Origin of the sequence: Streptomyces sp. AN091965, assembly GCF_022698285.1 — a bacterium.
Taxonomy (GTDB): domain Bacteria; phylum Actinomycetota; class Actinomycetes; order Streptomycetales; family Streptomycetaceae; genus Streptomyces.
This window is the reverse complement of the sequence record NZ_JALDMY010000001.1, coordinates 8,474,863-8,490,423: the sequence shown is the minus strand read 5'-3', so window position 1 is coordinate 8,490,423 and position 15,561 is coordinate 8,474,863. Positions and strand designations below refer to the sequence as shown.

10 protein-coding genes and 4 pseudogenes are annotated in these 15,561 nt (G+C 70.7%); 9 read left to right on the top strand and 5 right to left on the bottom strand.

Annotation, left to right across the window (positions count from 1 at the left end; all coding sequences use genetic code 11):
- Positions 1–221: 221 nt before the first annotated feature.
- Positions 222–1,157 (bottom strand): LysR family transcriptional regulator, encoded by a 936-nt coding sequence (locus tag MQV74_RS35300; protein ID WP_242727140.1) that lies wholly within the window; start codon positions 1,155–1,157, stop codon positions 222–224.
- A 534-nt stretch (positions 1,158–1,691) separates the two neighbouring features.
- Between MQV74_RS35300 and MQV74_RS41540 the strand changes: the two are divergent.
- Positions 1,692–1,910: pseudogene (locus tag MQV74_RS41540) on the top strand (ABC transporter permease subunit); the annotation flags it as partial.
- A 111-nt stretch (positions 1,911–2,021) separates the two neighbouring features.
- Here the strand turns inward: MQV74_RS41540 and MQV74_RS35290 are convergent.
- A complete protein-coding gene (locus tag MQV74_RS35290) occupies positions 2,022–3,125 on the bottom strand; it encodes a baeRF2 domain-containing protein (RefSeq protein WP_242727137.1) in 1,104 nt (367 codons plus the stop codon).
- Between the two features lie 224 nt (positions 3,126–3,349).
- Here MQV74_RS35290 and MQV74_RS35285 point away from each other — a divergent pair, with 224 nt between their 5' ends.
- Both MQV74_RS35285 and MQV74_RS35280 read left to right on the top strand, forming a co-directional pair.
- Complete coding sequence (locus MQV74_RS35285; RefSeq protein WP_242727135.1) at positions 3,350–3,862, top strand: RICIN domain-containing protein; 513 nt, start codon at positions 3,350–3,352, stop codon at positions 3,860–3,862.
- 137 nt (positions 3,863–3,999) lie between these two features.
- Complete coding sequence (locus MQV74_RS35280; RefSeq protein ID WP_242727133.1) at positions 4,000–4,449, top strand: hypothetical protein; 450 nt, start codon at positions 4,000–4,002, stop codon at positions 4,447–4,449.
- Positions 4,450–4,502: 53 nt separating this feature from the next.
- Here MQV74_RS35280 and MQV74_RS35275 read toward each other — a convergent pair.
- A pseudogene (locus MQV74_RS35275) lies at positions 4,503–4,604 on the bottom strand (pirin family protein); the annotation flags it as partial.
- Between the two features lie 229 nt (positions 4,605–4,833).
- Positions 4,834–5,355, bottom strand: a pseudogene (locus MQV74_RS40955) (HAMP domain-containing protein); the annotation flags it as partial.
- A 597-nt stretch (positions 5,356–5,952) separates the two neighbouring features.
- On the opposite strand from MQV74_RS40955, the gene MQV74_RS35265 reads away from it, so the two are divergent.
- Positions 5,953–6,483, top strand: a complete 531-nt coding sequence (locus MQV74_RS35265; protein WP_242727130.1) for a VOC family protein — start codon at positions 5,953–5,955, stop codon at positions 6,481–6,483.
- 257 nt (positions 6,484–6,740) lie between these two features.
- Here the strand turns inward: MQV74_RS35265 and MQV74_RS35260 are convergent.
- Positions 6,741–7,118, bottom strand: a pseudogene (locus tag MQV74_RS35260) (helix-turn-helix domain-containing protein); the annotation flags it as partial.
- Between the two features lie 524 nt (positions 7,119–7,642).
- Here MQV74_RS35260 and MQV74_RS35255 point away from each other — a divergent pair.
- The 5 genes from MQV74_RS35255 (at position 7,643) to MQV74_RS35235 (ending at position 15,416) form a co-directional block, all read left to right on the top strand.
- Positions 7,643–7,903: a hypothetical protein gene (locus MQV74_RS35255; protein ID WP_242727128.1), complete on the top strand. Its 261-nt coding sequence runs from the start codon at positions 7,643–7,645 to the stop codon at positions 7,901–7,903.
- A gap of 61 nt (positions 7,904–7,964) precedes the next feature.
- Positions 7,965–8,957, top strand: coding sequence for a sulfotransferase domain-containing protein (locus MQV74_RS35250; protein ID WP_242727126.1), 993 nt, complete (start codon positions 7,965–7,967; stop codon positions 8,955–8,957).
- Entirely contained in the window at positions 8,954–10,291 is a 1,338-nt protein-coding gene (locus MQV74_RS35245; protein ID WP_242727124.1) for a lanthionine synthetase C family protein, read from the top strand. Before MQV74_RS35250 ends, MQV74_RS35245 begins: the two co-directional genes overlap by 4 nt.
- Before the next feature lie 20 nt (positions 10,292–10,311).
- Entirely contained in the window at positions 10,312–13,647 is a 3,336-nt protein-coding gene (locus MQV74_RS35240) for a lantibiotic dehydratase (protein ID WP_242727122.1), read from the top strand.
- On the top strand, positions 13,623–15,416 hold the full coding sequence (locus MQV74_RS35235; RefSeq protein ID WP_242727120.1) for an ABC transporter ATP-binding protein: 1,794 nt from the start codon (positions 13,623–13,625) through the stop codon (positions 15,414–15,416). Before MQV74_RS35240 ends, MQV74_RS35235 begins: the two co-directional genes overlap by 25 nt.
- Positions 15,417–15,561 lie beyond the last annotated feature (145 nt).

Below are 15,561 nucleotides of genomic sequence, written 5' to 3'. Positions count from 1 at the left end.
TAAAGGCATAGCAACCTCCAAGCGGCGCCAAAAGCACTCCCCCCAGAGCCCTCTGACGCCATGCCGAATGAACGATAACCAATCCGCTCCTGCCCGAATCAAGCGTGATCAACGGTCACCATAGGTCCCTCCTCCTGGGGACTTTGGTCCCGAAAGGGAAGGCATGGGACAGCACTGGGATGCGAACGTCCCCCATTCCGTACAGGTATCGGAAGAGCCGCTCACGCTTCCCGTGCGCCTTCACCGACCGCGCGGCTCGTGCGCTGTTCCGCGGCCCGGCGGACGAGTATGGCGTGCAGGTCTCGTTCCGCCGTGGGAACCGAGCGTGCGCGGCGCCGATGGATCACGACGCGGAGCTCGGTGGAGTCGTCCGCCAGGGGACGGCACGTGATCGTGCCGCTGCGTTCCAGCGGGTCGTCGAGCACGCTGTAGTCGGGCAGCACGGTGGCTCCGAGCCCTTCGGCCACCATCAGCTTGCACATCTCGGCGCCGTCGGTCGCGTACGACAAGGAAGGGGTCCTGCCTCCGAGGAGCCGGTGGACGTAGCGGTGCATGGCATAGCCGGACCGCATCACGATCAGCGGCTGGGCCAGCAGGTCGGCGACGGTGACCGCGCCGAGCGCCGCCAGCGGACTGTCCCGGCGGACGCAGACGACCGGGCGTCCGCGCAGCAGCTCGGTGGTGTGCAGGCCGGGTGGCGGGTCGTCGTCCCGGAGGTAGCTGATCACCCCGAGGTCGAAGCTTCCCTCCGTGAGGTGTTGCTGGATGCCGTCCTGCCGGTCCGCGATCACTTCCACCTGTGTCGAGGGGTGGGTGGCGCCGAACTCGCGTATGGCCGGCGCGAGGAGCGTGGCCGTCGCCGCGTTGACCGTGCCCAGGCGCAGCCTGCGGCTCACCTGGTGCTGGCCGTCGGCTGCCTGGCGCAGCCGGTCGACCGCGTCGAGCACTTCGGTGATGTGCGGCAGCAGTTCGCGTCCTTCGTCGCTGATCCTCGCCCCGGAACGCCTGCGTTCCAGGAGCTCCACTCCCAATTCCCGCTCCAGATTGCGGAGTGTCTCGCTCAGCGCCGGCTGCGACAGGTGCAGTTCCTCCGCGGCGCGACGCAGAGAACCCAGCCGTGTGACTGCTGCCAGGTACTCCAACTGTTCCATGCGCACGGCGAACCACCTCCGACGCACATCATAAGCAGCCCAATCCACCGGGCATTTGAAGGGGCGAGAGGGTTCCCCTATCACCGCATCGGAAATTCCTTACTGCCCCGAGCCGCGTCTCTGAGTAATCCCCGGCCGCAGCAGAACCCTTGCGATGCGCCTCCATCAGGCAGTGGGGCCCGGTCGAGGGAGCCTCAGCGAACTGAGCACCCGCATCAGACCGTTCTGCGCCTTACGCGAAGTCATTTCGCTACAGCGACATTGCATGTATACGGCTACATTGCGGCCTCATTGCAGAACCGGCCAAAACCTGGCGTAGCCGCCCACGGCACATCAAGCTGACATCCGCCCCTCCTGGTGGCACATCACCCGCACGCCCAGAGAAAGCCCCACCGCACATGTAAAGGACGTGCGTCCCGCCCCCGACGAAGGGCAGATCTCCCGAGCTCTCGCCCCCTACAACCTGGACCCCGCGACGCCGCTGGTGCAGCGCTGGTGGAACTGGCTCACCTGCTCCTGCCGACGCTCACCCTGACGCTGATGGGCTACGTGGGCTACCACCTGACACAGCGTTCGCTGCTGCTCGACACGATCAACGCCGACTTCGTGCGCACGGCCCAGGCCACCGGACTCACGCGCGCTCAGGCCGTCCGCAGGCACGCGCTGCGGGCCTCGCTGATCCCGACGGCGGCCTCCGTGGCGTTCAGCGTGCCCGCCGTCTTCACCGGAGCCGTCATCACCGAGACGGTCTTCGGCTGGAACGGCATGGGCCGCTACCTCATCGAGACCATCAGCAAGAACGACGTACACGGCACGGCCGCGTTCGCCGGGCGGGGAGGCGTGACCGCCATGACGTCCACCGGCGGTACGTCACGAGTACGTCCAGCGCGGCAGTGCTCCCAGCCCGCCCACCGGGTGGGCGGAGTCCGCGGGGACGAGGACCGCGTCGGCGCCCGTAGCGACGGCGGAACGCAACAGCGCGTCGTCGGCGCGGGCGGCGAAGGGCTGTTCGGCGCCCAGCGCCGCGGCATCCGTACGCCGCAGGGCAAGCTGGTCGGGGTCGGTCCCCGTCCAGACCTCCCGCGCGGCGTCGGGGCCGTCGTGGCGGACGAGGAGCGTGGCGACGCGGTGCTCCCGGGCGGCCTCCACCAGCGCCTCCAGGTGCTCCATCCCGTCTCCCCCGTCGCCGAACCGGTCCAGGAGGCCGTCGGTCCGGTGACGCGCGTGGTCGGCGGCGATGCGGTTGACGTCCTCGTCGAGAAGGCGCCCGTCCGCTCCCCGAGCGCGTCCCCCGTGCTCCGAGTCCCCTACACGGGTGAACCCCTGGGCGGGCAGATGGGCGTGGACCGCACTCCGTTCGCGCACGTCGCCCGCCAGCACCAGCAGCTCGGCGCCGGTCTGCTCCTGGCAGCTCGCCAATGCGTGGGCGATCGCCTTCGCGTTCTCCTCCCATGTGTTCTCGACCTTGAGCTGGAAGTGGCGCTCGGACCAGTCCGCGGAGGCCGTGCGATGCAGCGGCCACTGCTTGCCCTCGACCTCCCCCACGGGCCGCCGCCCGGCGGGCGTGCGCAGCTCGATGTCCGCGCCCGCCCGGTCCACGTAGGCGACCAGGCAGTCGGGTTCGTCGTGCGCGTACTCCAGCAGCGGGGTCAGGCGCGGCAGCCGCGACCACCACACGGACGGAGCGTCCCCGGGCGGCCCCTCGGCCAGCGGTTCGGCGCACACGAGGTCACCATCCGCGGCGAACAGCACGTACGGAGAGTTCCGCCGCTCGTCCGCGAGGGCGGACAGGGCGTCGTCCACCACGCGGCGCGTGCCCTCGTCGGCGCCCATCCGCCGCAACTCGCCCTGGACGTGCCGAGCCCGCAGATCCCGGCGCCGGAGCGTCGACTCGTCGGCCGTGACGACCGGCACGTACACGCTGGCCCAGGGGCCGGGGCGCTCGACGAGGGGATGCAGCGTTGAGAGTTTCACGGTGCCTCCGGTGGTACGGGGAAACGCTTGCAGGCCGGGCCGGGTACCCAGCCCCGCCCGGGAGCACACGTTTGTGCCTGGTTTCGATGTGCCTCGAAAGGCTTTGAGGGGCGGGTGGGACCCCCGCGAGACTCGGCCGCGAACGGGAAGCGACCCGGGCCCGCCACGCGGTACCGGACGGCCCCCGCCAGCATCCGCATCCGATGTCAGGGAGATGACCGCACATGAAGCTCAGCAGCTCGTTCACCGTCCGTGCCGGGATCGCCGCGAGCGCCGCTCTCGCGGCGACCGCCGTGCTCGTGGGCCCGGCCCACGCCGGGGTCTCCGGCCAGTACTCGTTCCGGAACGCGGGCACCGGCAAGTGCCTCGACGTGCAGGCCGGTTCGTCGGCGGACAACACGGTCCTCCAGCAGTTCAGCTGTAACGGCAAGGCCCACCAGCGGTTCTCGCTGAACTTCGAGGTGGACAACCCCACGTCCCTGATGAGAGCCGCCCACTCCAACAAGTGCATGCAGGTGTTCAGTGCCACGCCCGGCACCAACGTCGTCCAGCGTCCCTGCGACAACGTCTCCCAGCAGCGCTGGGAGTTCATCGAACTGGGCAACAACAACGTCACCGTCAAGAACGTCGCGAGCGGCCTGTGCCTCGACGACGGCGCGGCGCCCTCCGGAAGCCGCCGTGAGGTGCGCCAGACGGTCTGCACGGGTGCCGCGACCCAGGTGTGGACCCGCTCCTGACCCACCCGCGTGGGTGCGACCGCCGCGCGCCGGTGGCCGCACCCACGCGATGCCCGGCCCGCGGTGAGGCCACTTGACCTCATGTGTCGAAGGCGCTGAATCTTGGCTCACTGTCGTCCGCGGGAGGGGCACACACGATGGGTGCTGTCGACGAAAGCGGGACCGCACAGGCCGCGGACGATCTGCGGGCCACGTTGCGTGAGGCGGCAAGGCCGCACGCGCGGGGAGCCCGAGTGGACTCGGCCTGGCACAACGGGGGCACGGGGCTCGCCTTGGCCGCGACCACCGCCGCCACCGTCCTCCCTGTCGGCTACTCGACCTGGGCCCGCGTGGCAGCCGGCGTGGCCACCTTCCTCATCGCGCTGCTGCGCGCACTCGATTTCGGCTCCCGCTGGCGCTGGCACCTGAACATGCGGGCCCGATACACCAGCCTGGTCGACCGGGTCGACCGCGTGGCCGTCCTCCCTCCCGACCAACGCGCCGAGGCCCTGCGGCAGCTCTACGACGACCTCTCGAAGATCCGCGCCCAGGAACGCGCGATCCCCGGCAGCGCGAGCGGCATCGCCGCTTCCGGGAGCCCGCCCTGAGCGGAAGGCGGAGCCGGCTCATCTCGTCCACCACCTCCGCCCGGGTCAGCGCACACGCGCCCCCGAGGCTTCGACGCCACCGGCGGCAGCTCGGGGGCCGGGAGCGGCACCCCGCCGTAGCCCTCCACCTCGCCGAAGCGCGAGCCCGTCATCCAGAACCCCCTCAGCGGAGCCTTGCACCAGGCCGGTGTGGAGGCGCTCGGCATCGCACGGGCCAGCGCGATGGCCAGGCCCAGGCCGGCTCCGCCGGTGTGGTGGGTGCGTGCTTCGTCGAGGCGGGTGAAGTACCCGAGGACTCGGGCACGTTCCTCTGCTGGAATGGCTTCCCGGAGTCGTCAGGTTCGCCCGCGGGTCGAGGCGCGCGAGCATGAGCGTGTCGTTCATGGTCACTGCCAGTCGGCTGATCTCGTTGTTCCGCTTCGGTACGGGGACACGCTGGTCGAGGCGGTGGGTGCTCAGCTCCGTGAACTGCCGCCGGATGGCCTCCATGGGCCGCAGGGTGCGACCAGCGACACACCAGGCTCCCGCCGCGGTGAGCAGGACCAGTCCCGCCGCGATGCCGACGGTCCACTGCGCCACGGTGTCCAGCTCGGCTTGTTCCCTCTTCAGGTCGTTGACGGTGACGAGCCGGTGGGGCGAGGGCGTCGGATACTCGGGGTGGACGATGCGCAGACTCCGGTGCCTGCCGATCCCGCCCCGCAGCTCAGGCCACAGCCATAGGGACAGCGCCCCTTGATCCGTGGTGCCGTCCCGGTCGGCACGGGAGGTGACACCGTCCGCCCCGCGCGCGTTCGGTCTGCCGGAGACGCAGTACTGACGTATCCCCGCGGGCAGCTCGGCCGCGTTCGACTTGACGCCTCGGGCGAAGGTCGCGGCCGCATCGCCCCGCAGGCCCGTGGATTCCATGGCGTCCTCAAGGAGGTAGCGGCGCCAGAAGTCCGTGGCCAGGGAGGAGCCGACGGCCAGCGGGAAGGACACAAGGAGGGCGGACAGCAGCGCCGCCTCGGCCCGCATGCTGAGCGTCGGCAGCAACCGCACCCCCTGCCAGGACGCCGGCGGCGGTCGGTCCGCTGGGCCCGGGCCGCCGGGCGGTCGCGGGCCCAGCCCCTAGGGCGGGACGACGCCCCAAGTAGATTAGGATTCAACCTTTTCTCGCCACCGTCGGCCCGGTGATCCCGCGTCGGCCACCTGGGCGGTGGGCCGCCGGAACGGGCGGGAGACAGCCGCATCGAGCCTGGCCGGAGCCCCTGACCCCAAGGCCCCTCCGTGCCGGACGGCCACCCCGCCCCGGCGCGCATGACCCCCGACGCACACCTCGGCCAACGCCAGCCATCCGATTCCGCCCTGACAGGACGGTCGGCGGGCGGCCGATGCCCCGGCGCGTCAACAATGGCCCGATTTGATTTAACGTTCAATCGATTCGAGCGGCATGCTGGCCAGAGCGTGGGCAACCACCCAGGTATCCGCCCCAACACCCCATCCGACCAACGGAGATGACCCGCGATGAGCCAGACCATGCCGCTCCGCCTCCACCACCACGCCTGGATCACCGACGACCAGGAAGCCAACCGGCGCTTCTACGAGGACGTGATCGGGCTGCCCCTGGTCGCCGCGTGGACCGAGCGCGAGGTGCTGTCCGGGGCCGAACGCGCTTACAGCCACGCCCTGTACGGTCTGGCCGACGGCAGCGCGCTCGCCTTCTTCCAGTTCGCCGACCCCAAGGACCAGGAGGAGTTCAAGACCGACATCAACTCCACCCCCTTGCGCCACCTCGCTCTCAAGGTCGAGGCGGAGACCCAGGAAGCCATACTCAAGCGCATCAACGCGGCCGAGTACCCGGAGTCGAACGCTCACGTGATCAACCACGGGTTCTGCGTCTCGCTGTACATCACGGACCCCAACGGACTCATCCTGGAATTCGCCGTCGACCACCCCGACGTGGAGAAGATCGACGCCGAGCGCCGCGCCACAGCACACGCCGACCTCGCCCGCTGGCTCGCCGGAAACCACACCAGCAACAACCACTGGCGCTGACCCCGGCCGTCGGCGCGTCGAGGCCGAGCCGGATACCGGTCGAGACGGCAGACCGTCATTCGCCGCCCTGTTCTCAAAAGCGTGCCGCGCAAGGCGCAACGCTACCCGTGGGACCGGGCCAAAGGTCCGCGAGCCATGGCGGAGACCGGTGCGGCACCGCTGTGCCCCGGTCACGGCAGGCCCGTCGTGAACGACTGAGGGTTTTTCATCCTGACGCGGCCGCGAGGTGAAGGGCGAGGACGGCCTTGACGATCGCGGTGGTGCCGCTTCTTGCCGCAGCAGTAGAGCCGGGCGGCGGCGATCCGGCTGATCGGCAGCACGGTGCCGTCCAGGATCACGTACGCCTTCGTACGAGCCGTCACCATCGCCTCGGCGAGCGTCGGTGAGAGCACGGTCAGAACGTCGATCGCCTCGCGGACGCAGCGGTACACGGTGGCGATCCCGATGCCGAACCCGGCCGCGAGCTGCGCATACGTGTCGCCGCACCGCAGATGAGCCAGGGCGAGCAGGACCTGGCGTCGGGCAGTCGGCCGCCGCCACCGACTGCCTGTCTCCCGGCGACGTGCCGCCAACTCCCGGCTCAGGTGGCGCAGGTGCGCGGTGGACAGAGCGATGGCCGACAGGCAGACAAGCACACGGAGCTCCTGGAACGACGGTTGATCTTGGTCGACAACTCGTCCACCAGGAGCTTCGCCGTTCTGCAGATCCGTCCAACTCACCGTTACTCTCGACAGGTTGGAAGATCCTCAGTGTTGCCATCGCCGCCTACTCAGCCGATCTCACCAACGACCATGGTCGGTGGGTCAGGAACGCCGTCTACACCTCGGGCGACGAGCTAGGCATCCAGCTCGACCAGGCCGCCAACCGGCACGACATCGTCGGCGGCGAAGGCGGCCTCCTCGCCGCGGGCATCGGCGGCGGCCTCACCAGCCACGGCGCCCCCCATCGCCATCGCCGACGACCCCACCCTGGACATGGCCGACGCCGACAGCCCCGCCCTCGCTGACAGCCCAACGCCTCCCTCGGCCGCATGCCCGGCGAACCGCTGAGCGCGAGGCACTGACGCGCGCGGGGTGGGAGGCGACCACCGCCCAGCCCGACTCACCTGTCCCGGGACACCATCGGGACAACCGCCCCTGGTGACCGGGACGCGCCGCGCATGACGATGCCACCGGTGCGGAAATCCCGCGCCGGGTTCTCTCTCATCGAAGGCGGAGCAATGACGCACGCGGTTGTGGAAACGCCCACCCGAGCCGACGAGTTCGACGCGGTCGACGAATTCGACTTGGACGTGCGGATCGCCGTGAACACGGAAATCCACTCGCCCGAAGGCTCATCCAGCAACTGGCTCTCCTGCAAGGGGACCTGTTCCCTCTCCCTCTGCTTCTGCGGGGGCAGCACGTCCTGCCGGCTGTGCTGATCTGAGATCGCCGGAGCGGCCCTCCCGCCGGAGGGCCGCTCCCTCCAGGAGAAAGGAAGACATGACCACCGAACGCGTACTGGTGATATCTCCGCGCAAGAGCGGAACGCACCTCATCCAGGAACTGATGGTGCAGCTGGGCTTCCGGGTGTACGGAGAGCCTGTGCCGCCACGCGAGGGTCGGCCCGCCTTCAGCATCACGGAACGGCAGGAGCTGGCCGAGCGCTACCTCGACCCGGACGAGCTGGCCGGGCTCGACCACCGGCGCGACCGGGCGGAGTTCCTGCGCACGACGGACCAGCTGTGGCAGGAGCTCGCGTGGGCCTGGCAGGTGAGGCTGGCCGTGGCGCCGCTCACTCAGGTGGAGTCGGTCGCCCCCGACTCCGTCCTGAAGCTGAAGACCCGCACCGACTTCTGGACCTCGCCGTTCTCCGCCACCCCCGCGGGAATGAGCTGGATCTTCCACTCGGTGGATGTCTGGCGCATGGACAACACATTCCTCGCCGAGTGGCTCCACACCGGGAATCCCAAGGTCATCCTGAACTACCGGGACCCGCGGGACGCCCTGCTCTCGCTCGTCAACTTCTTCTCCCGGAGCAACGGGCTCGACTTCATCAGGTATCCGGAATCCGCTGTCTTCGGCCCGACGATGGAATCGATCGATTCCCTGGCCGACAAGCTCGCCTACGCGATCACCGACCCGAACATGCCCCTCCTCGACGACTTCGAGTCCGCCATGACGCTGCTGCGGCACCCCCAGGTGTGCAAGGTGTCTTTCGAGGAGTTGGTCGGGCCCCGGGGCGGCGGCACTCGTGCGGAGCAGCTCGCCGCCGTCGGCAAGGTGGCTGACTGGCTCGGTCTGGACGTGGACCGGGAGTCGGTGGCCGACGCGATGCTCGGGAAGAAGTCGTTCACGCTCAACAAGGGGCGCGCGGGCCGCTGGCGCGAAGCCTTCACCCCTCGACTGACCCAGCAGTTCGAGAGCCGGTACGGACACGTCCTCGACGCCTTCGGATATGCCTGGGGCGCGAGCGGGAACCGGGAGACGGCATGAGGGCGGCCGTCGTGGCCGACGCGCTGCTCGACAGACCGCTCGCCGAGCGGGCCCACGACACCGCGCGTCTCCTCGCCACACGGATCGCCGACCCCGAGCACGTCACGGCAACCGTGGCCGCGTCGCCCACGGACCCGAACACACCCGGTGCGAGACTCGGCAGCTCCCTGCTCGCCGGGGACGCGGGAGTCGCCCTGGTGCTGCGCACGGCGTCCCGCGCGCTGCCCGAATCCGCGGAGTTCTGGGCGCGGTCGGCGCGCGCCCGCCTCGCCACGGCGGTGCGCAGCACACGGGAGACTCCGGTGCGGGGCCCCGGCATCGGGTTCGGCACGGCGGGCCTCGCCCTGGTCGTGTCGGACTTCGCCGCCGACGAACCCCGCTACGGCGAGGCCCTCGGCAAGCTGCACGGCCAGCTCCTGGACCAGCTCGCCGCCGCACCGCTCACGGTCGGCGAGGGCGGAGTCCGGGACAGCGACTACGACGCCATCCAGGGCAGCGCGGGCATCCTCGGCCATCTGGTGTCCGTGCCCGCGCCCCGTGCCACGCTGCGGCAGGGCGCCCACTTGCTCATCGACCACCTGGTCCAGCTGTGCCTGCCGACCCGGCGGGACGCGGCCCCCAACTGGGTCATCCCGCCCCGGTACTACCCGCTGCCCGAGTACCTGGAGGAGTACCCGCACGGGTACGTCAACCTCGGCCTTGCCCATGGTCTCGCCGGGCCGCTGGCCGCGCTGTCGCTGGCGTGGCGGGCCGGATACCGGCGCAAGGGCCTGGCCACCGCCGTTCAGCGGACCTCGGCGTACCTCTGCGCCACCGCCGTGCAGGACGAGTTCGGTGTCGACTGGCCGACCGGGGTGCCCCTGGGCCCCGACGGCGACGAGACACCGGTCAAGAGCCCGGCGCGTGCCGCCTGGTGCTACGGAGCGCCGGGGATCACGAGCGCTCTGCTCCAGGCCGCGCACGCCACGGGCGACGACAGGCTGAGGGAGTTCGCGACCACCGCGCTGGAAGCGTCGCTGCGGCGCATCCGGGCCGGGCGGCACGCGTACTCGGCGACGCTGTGCCACGGTCTGGCCGGGGTCCTCGCCATCACCGCCGCGGCCGCACGCAGCACGCGGAGCGCCTCCCTGCGCGCGTCGCTGCCGTGGCTCACCGAACGTGTGGTGGACGCGTGCCACCCCGACCTGCCGTTCGGGGTGCGCAACAGCGAACCGCACCACCCGCCCATCGACAATCCGGACCTTCTGGTGGGCGCGGCCGGTGTCGCGGCCGCCCTGTGGTCGGTGTCCTCATCGGTTTCCGGACGCTGGCAGCGCTGCCTGCTCATCGCCTGACCCTCGCGGAGAGAACCTTCATGCCCCGGTCCCACAGCCCAGCGCACCCGGCGGTGTACCGCCCCGCCGGTTTCTTCCTCCTGCGCACCCCCACATTGACCACCGACTCCTACCGGTACGTTCTGGACGACGAGCCGAGGGAGCTCCGCGACTACCACAGCGCCGTGACAGGCGACGGGGAGACGGAGCTCTCCGCCCTCGCGTGGCCGCCGGAGAACCTCGCCCACCGGCGTCAACGGGCCCGTGCGCGGCTCTTGGACCTGGCGGAGGAGCCGTTGCTGCGCGAGGCCGTCCAGGTGGCGAGCCCCAGTCTCTTCCGGGAGCTGGAACGGATGGCACGCGACGGCGACAACGGCGACGCCGACGAGCGCGTGCACTCGTCCCTCCTTCGGTATGTGGCGCGGATGAGCACTCGGCCGACCCCCTTCGGTCTCTTCGCCCAGGTGGGGGCGGGGGAGTTCGGTGACGCCACGCGGCTGGCGCGGATGCGGGAGGCCCCGGCCTCCACCCGGACCCGGGCCGACGTGGGCTGGCTGCTGACGTTGATCAGGACCCTGGAGGGCGACCGGTTCCTGCGGGACTCCCTGCGCGTCGTGGTGAACCCCTGCCTCTACCGCAGCGGCGGGCGCCTGGTTCTGCCTGTCACCGACGTCTACGGGCAGTCCGACAACCGCTCGGCCAGCGTGCGGACCACCCGCGCCGTGGACCTGGCGCTGCGGTGCGCCGAGGGCCGGCCCTCGTACGCCGAGCTGATCGCACGCATGCGGTCCGCACTGCCCGGAGCGGGCGAGGACAGGATCAGGGCGCTGGTGGACGGGCTCTGGGACCTGCACATCCTCACCAGCGATCTGCGCCCGGCCACCACTGACACCCGGCCTGAGCGGGCTCTCCTCGAACGGATCCAGGGCGTCGACAGTGCCGAGCCGTACCGGAGCGCACTGGAGCGCACACACGCCTACGCGGCCCGGGTGGACGAGGCGCCGCGAGCGGATCTCTCCCGCCGCCTGTCCCTGCTGGACGCCCACCAGCGATCGACAGCACCCGACTACGAACGCGACGCGTACCAGGTGGACGCCACCGCTGCTCTCCTCACCCCGGTGATCAAGGCCGACGTCGCGGAGGCCGCCGCGGACGCCGCCGAGACGCTCCTGCGGCTGGGGCTCCAGCGCAGTCGCCCGCGCCACCTGGCCCAGTACCACCAGGCGTTCGTCGAACGCTACGGCGTGGGCGCCGAAGTGCCGGTCCTCCAGCTCCTCAACGCGGAGCAGGGGCTCGACGCACCCGAGACCTACTCCTATCCTCCGCGGTCGACCCCGTTGCCGCCCCTGCCCGAGCACGGCCCCGGACGGGCCGAGCAGGCACTCGCCTCCCTCACGGCCGCCGCCCTGCACCAGGGCCGGAACGAGATCGAGATCACCGACGCCTTCCTGGAGACGTGGGACCCGGCCGGTACCGCGGACCCTTCCGCCAGGCCGTCGCTGGACGTCACCGCGCAGATCGCGAGCAGCTCCAAGGAGGCCCTCGACCGGGGCGAGTGGAAGCTGGTGCTCTCCCCCGCGCCGCTGCGGGACGGCGGACGGCTGCTCGGCCGGTTCTCCGACGTCCTCGGGCACGATCTGACGACGAAGCTGCGGCAGATCGCCACCGCGGAGGAAGCGCTCTGCCCAGAGGCGCTGTTCGTCGAGCTCAGCTATGTCCACCAGGAAGGCAGGGGCGGCAACCTGGCCATTCACCCGTCCTTGCGCAGCCATGAGATCTGCGTCAACACCTCCCCCTCGGGCGGACCCGTCCAGCAGATCCTCCTCTCGGACGTGCTGGTCGGCGCCACCGACGACCGTCTCTACCTGCGGTCGGCGACGCTGGGAAGGGAACTGAGGGTCACTCAGAGCCACGTGCTGAACCCGTACAAGGCCCCGAACATCTGCCGGTTCCTCCTGGAGGTGTCGGACGACGGCTTCGCCCAGCTCGCGGAGTTCGACTGGGGCCTGCTGGACTCGGCACCGGTGCTGCCGAGGGTCTCGCGCGGCCGCGTCGTACTGCGACCGGCGCGGTGGCGCATCGACGTCGACATGCCCGGCGCGGTCCAGCCCTTCACCGGCGCGCTGCCCGACCGTGACCGGTTCTTCGACGCCTTCCAGGAGTGGCGTCGTACGTGGCGCGTGCCGAAGTGGGTCTGTCTCTCCGTCCTGGACAACAAGCTCCTGCTCGATCTCGACCACCCCCTCTGTGTGGACGAGATCCACCGCGAGCTGCGCCGCACGACGGCCGTCGGCTCGCTCCCGCTCATGCTGGAGGAGATGCTCCCGGACTTCTCGCAGCTGTGGCTGCGGGACCCGGACGGGCGCCCGTACGCCAGCGAGATCGTCGTTCCGCTTCTCGCGCGGGACGCGGCGGCCACCCGTCGCCCGGCCATCGCCGCGCCGGTCACCGGGCCCGCCGCCCGCCGCAGCGCGTCGACGCACGTCAAGCACCACCTCGTGGGCGGTGACTGGGCCCATCTCAAGGTGTACGCGGCACTCGGGCGGCACGACGACATCATCAGCGGTCCGCTGCCCGCTTTCGTCCAGGAGCTGCGCGAGGAGCACCTCATCGACCGGTGGTTCTTCATCCGCTACTGCGACCCCCACCCCCATCTGCGGATACGGCTGCGGCGCGCACCGGGCACGGACGGCGCGCCCCTCCTCCACCGCGCGATCGCCTGGGCCAGGACTCTGGTGGACGAGGGGCTGGCGCGCGACCTCGCCGTGGTGGCGTACGACAGGGAGACCGAGCGGTACGGGGGGCCCGAGGCCATCGAGACGCTGGAGGCGGCCTTCGAGGCGGGGAGCGACGCCGCCGCGGCCCTGGTGGGCCTCCAGCGTGCCCGCCCCGGGCAGCTGGACCCGGACGTGGTGGGTGTGTTCGCCATGGACACCCTCTCCCGGCAATGGGGGGCACCGGCAAGCGCATCCGGGACTGCGGGCGACGCGCACGGCGTCTCCGTCGAGGCACGAACCCGGTTCCGGGCACTGCGCGCCACCTTGTGCGACCTCCTGGCCCCCTGGGACGCCCATCCCGACCCCACCGCCCGGCTCTGGGCGGACGACCTCGGCGCCATCCTCGCCAGGCAGTCGCGGGCGGTGGCCCGGGCGGGGCAGCACGTCCGGCAGCTCGCGGCAGCCGGACGGCTCGTCGGCACGGAGGACGAGATCCTGCGCAGCCTGCTGCACATGCAGAGCATTCGCCTTTCGGGCGTGGACCGGGTCCGGGAGCGGCGGTGTCACGACCTGTGGGCCCTCGCGCTGCGCTCGTTGTCGGGGCGCCCGGACGCACCGGAGGAGAGCCGTCGCCGATGGCCGCTCCCGGAGACCGCATGAGCCGCTCATGGCAGCGGGCCCTGGCTCTCCTGTGGGGCATCGGCCGTTCGCAGGTCCTGGTGCTCACCGCGGTCACCGCGCTCGGCGCCGTCGTCCCCGCGCTCCAGGTCCACCTCACGGCCCGCACCGTCCAGCACGTGGCGGACAGCTTCGGCGGCACCGGTGCCGCCGAGCAGGGTCCCGCGCTGCTGTCCGGAGGCTGCCTGGTCGCTCTGTCCGTCGTCGGTCACTTCCTGGGGGTGCTGCGGACGTACCAGGAGACGCTCCTGCGCAACAGGCTGTCGGACGCCGTCACTCTGCTGCTCATGGAGAAGGCCGCCGGGCTCTCACTCCAGCAGTTCGAGGACGCGGAAACCTACGACGCGCTGCAACGTGCCACCCGTGAGGCCACTTTCCGCCCCTACCAGGCGTTCACCGGTTTCGCTTCCGTGGTCTCGTCCCTGCTGTCCTTCCTCTCCGTCGGCGCCGTGCTGCTGCACAACGACATTCCCTTGGCGCTCGCCCTCTGTCTCGCCCCCGTGCCGTCCGCTCTGGTGGGGCTGGCGTTCAGCCGACGCACGCACGCCGTCCAGAACGCGCGGGCGGAGGACCGGCGCAAGCTCATCTATCTGGAACATCTGCTGACCAACGACCAGACGTACAAGGAGACGCGCCTGCTCGACCTCGCCCCCTTGCTGCTGAGCCGGTCGAAGGCCCTGGTGGACGAGTTCTACAGCGTCGACCAGGACATCGAGCGACGCCAGGCCCTGGCCACGGCGCTGGCCGGTCTTGTGAGCACGCTGGTCACCGGCGGGGCCGTACTGCTGGCCGTGCACACGGCCCTGCGGACCGGACAGGTCGGGGCGCTCGCCGGGTACATCACCGGCATAGCGCTGATCCAGACGTCCGTGCAGACCCTCTTCGCCAGCGCCACGCAGCTCTACGAGAACAACCTGTTCCTCGGGAACCTGTTCGCCTTCATCGATCTCCCCTCGGAGTCCGTCACGCAGGGGCACCGCGTTCTTCCGGAGCGGTTGCGCCAGGGCATCGAGTTCCGCCAGGTGTCCTTCACTTACCCCGGGAGTGCGGAACCGGTCCTCGAAGACGTCTCGTTCACCGTTCCCGCGGGCACCTGCGTCGCCCTGGTGGGGAGCAACGGAGCGGGCAAGTCCACCCTGCTCAAGCTCCTCGCCCGGTTCTACGAGCCGACGAGCGGAACCATCCTGGTGGACGGCCGCCCCCTTGCCGAGTACGACCTCGCCGAGCTGCGAAACGGCATCGGCGCGATCTTCCAGGACTACATCCAGTACGAGGCACCGGCCCGCGAGAACATCGGCCTGGGCAGGGCCGGCCGCCTCGACGACGAGCAAGGCATCCGCGCCGCGGCCGACCACGGGCGGGCACTCGGCTTCCTCGACGAACTGCCGCAGGGGCTGGATACGTATCTGGGCCGCTGGTTCACCGGGGGCCGGCAGCTCTCCGGCGGGCAGTGGCAGAAGGTGGCCCTGGCACGCGCCTTCTTCCGCGAGGCCCCCGTCATGCTGCTGGACGAGCCGACGGCCGCCGTCGACGCCGCCGCCGAGGCTGAGATCTTCGGCCTGCTCAGGAAGGTGCACGAAGGGTCGACGTCCCTGCTCGTCGCCCACCGGTTCTCCGCCGTCCGCACCGCCGACCACATCGTCGTCATCGACGCGGGCAGAGTGCGCGAACAGGGCTCGCACGACGACCTGATGACGTCACAGGGCCTCTACGCCCGCCTCTTCCGCCTCCAGGCCTCGGGATACCAATAGCGCCCGGCCGCGGTCTCCGTGCATCCGCCCAACGGGCTCGCACGGCCGCCCCCTTGGCACCGGCGCCCACCCGAAGTCCCGCGCCGTGCACCACAAGCACCAGATCACAGACGCAGAGGAGCAGCATGGGATCAGCACAGACAGG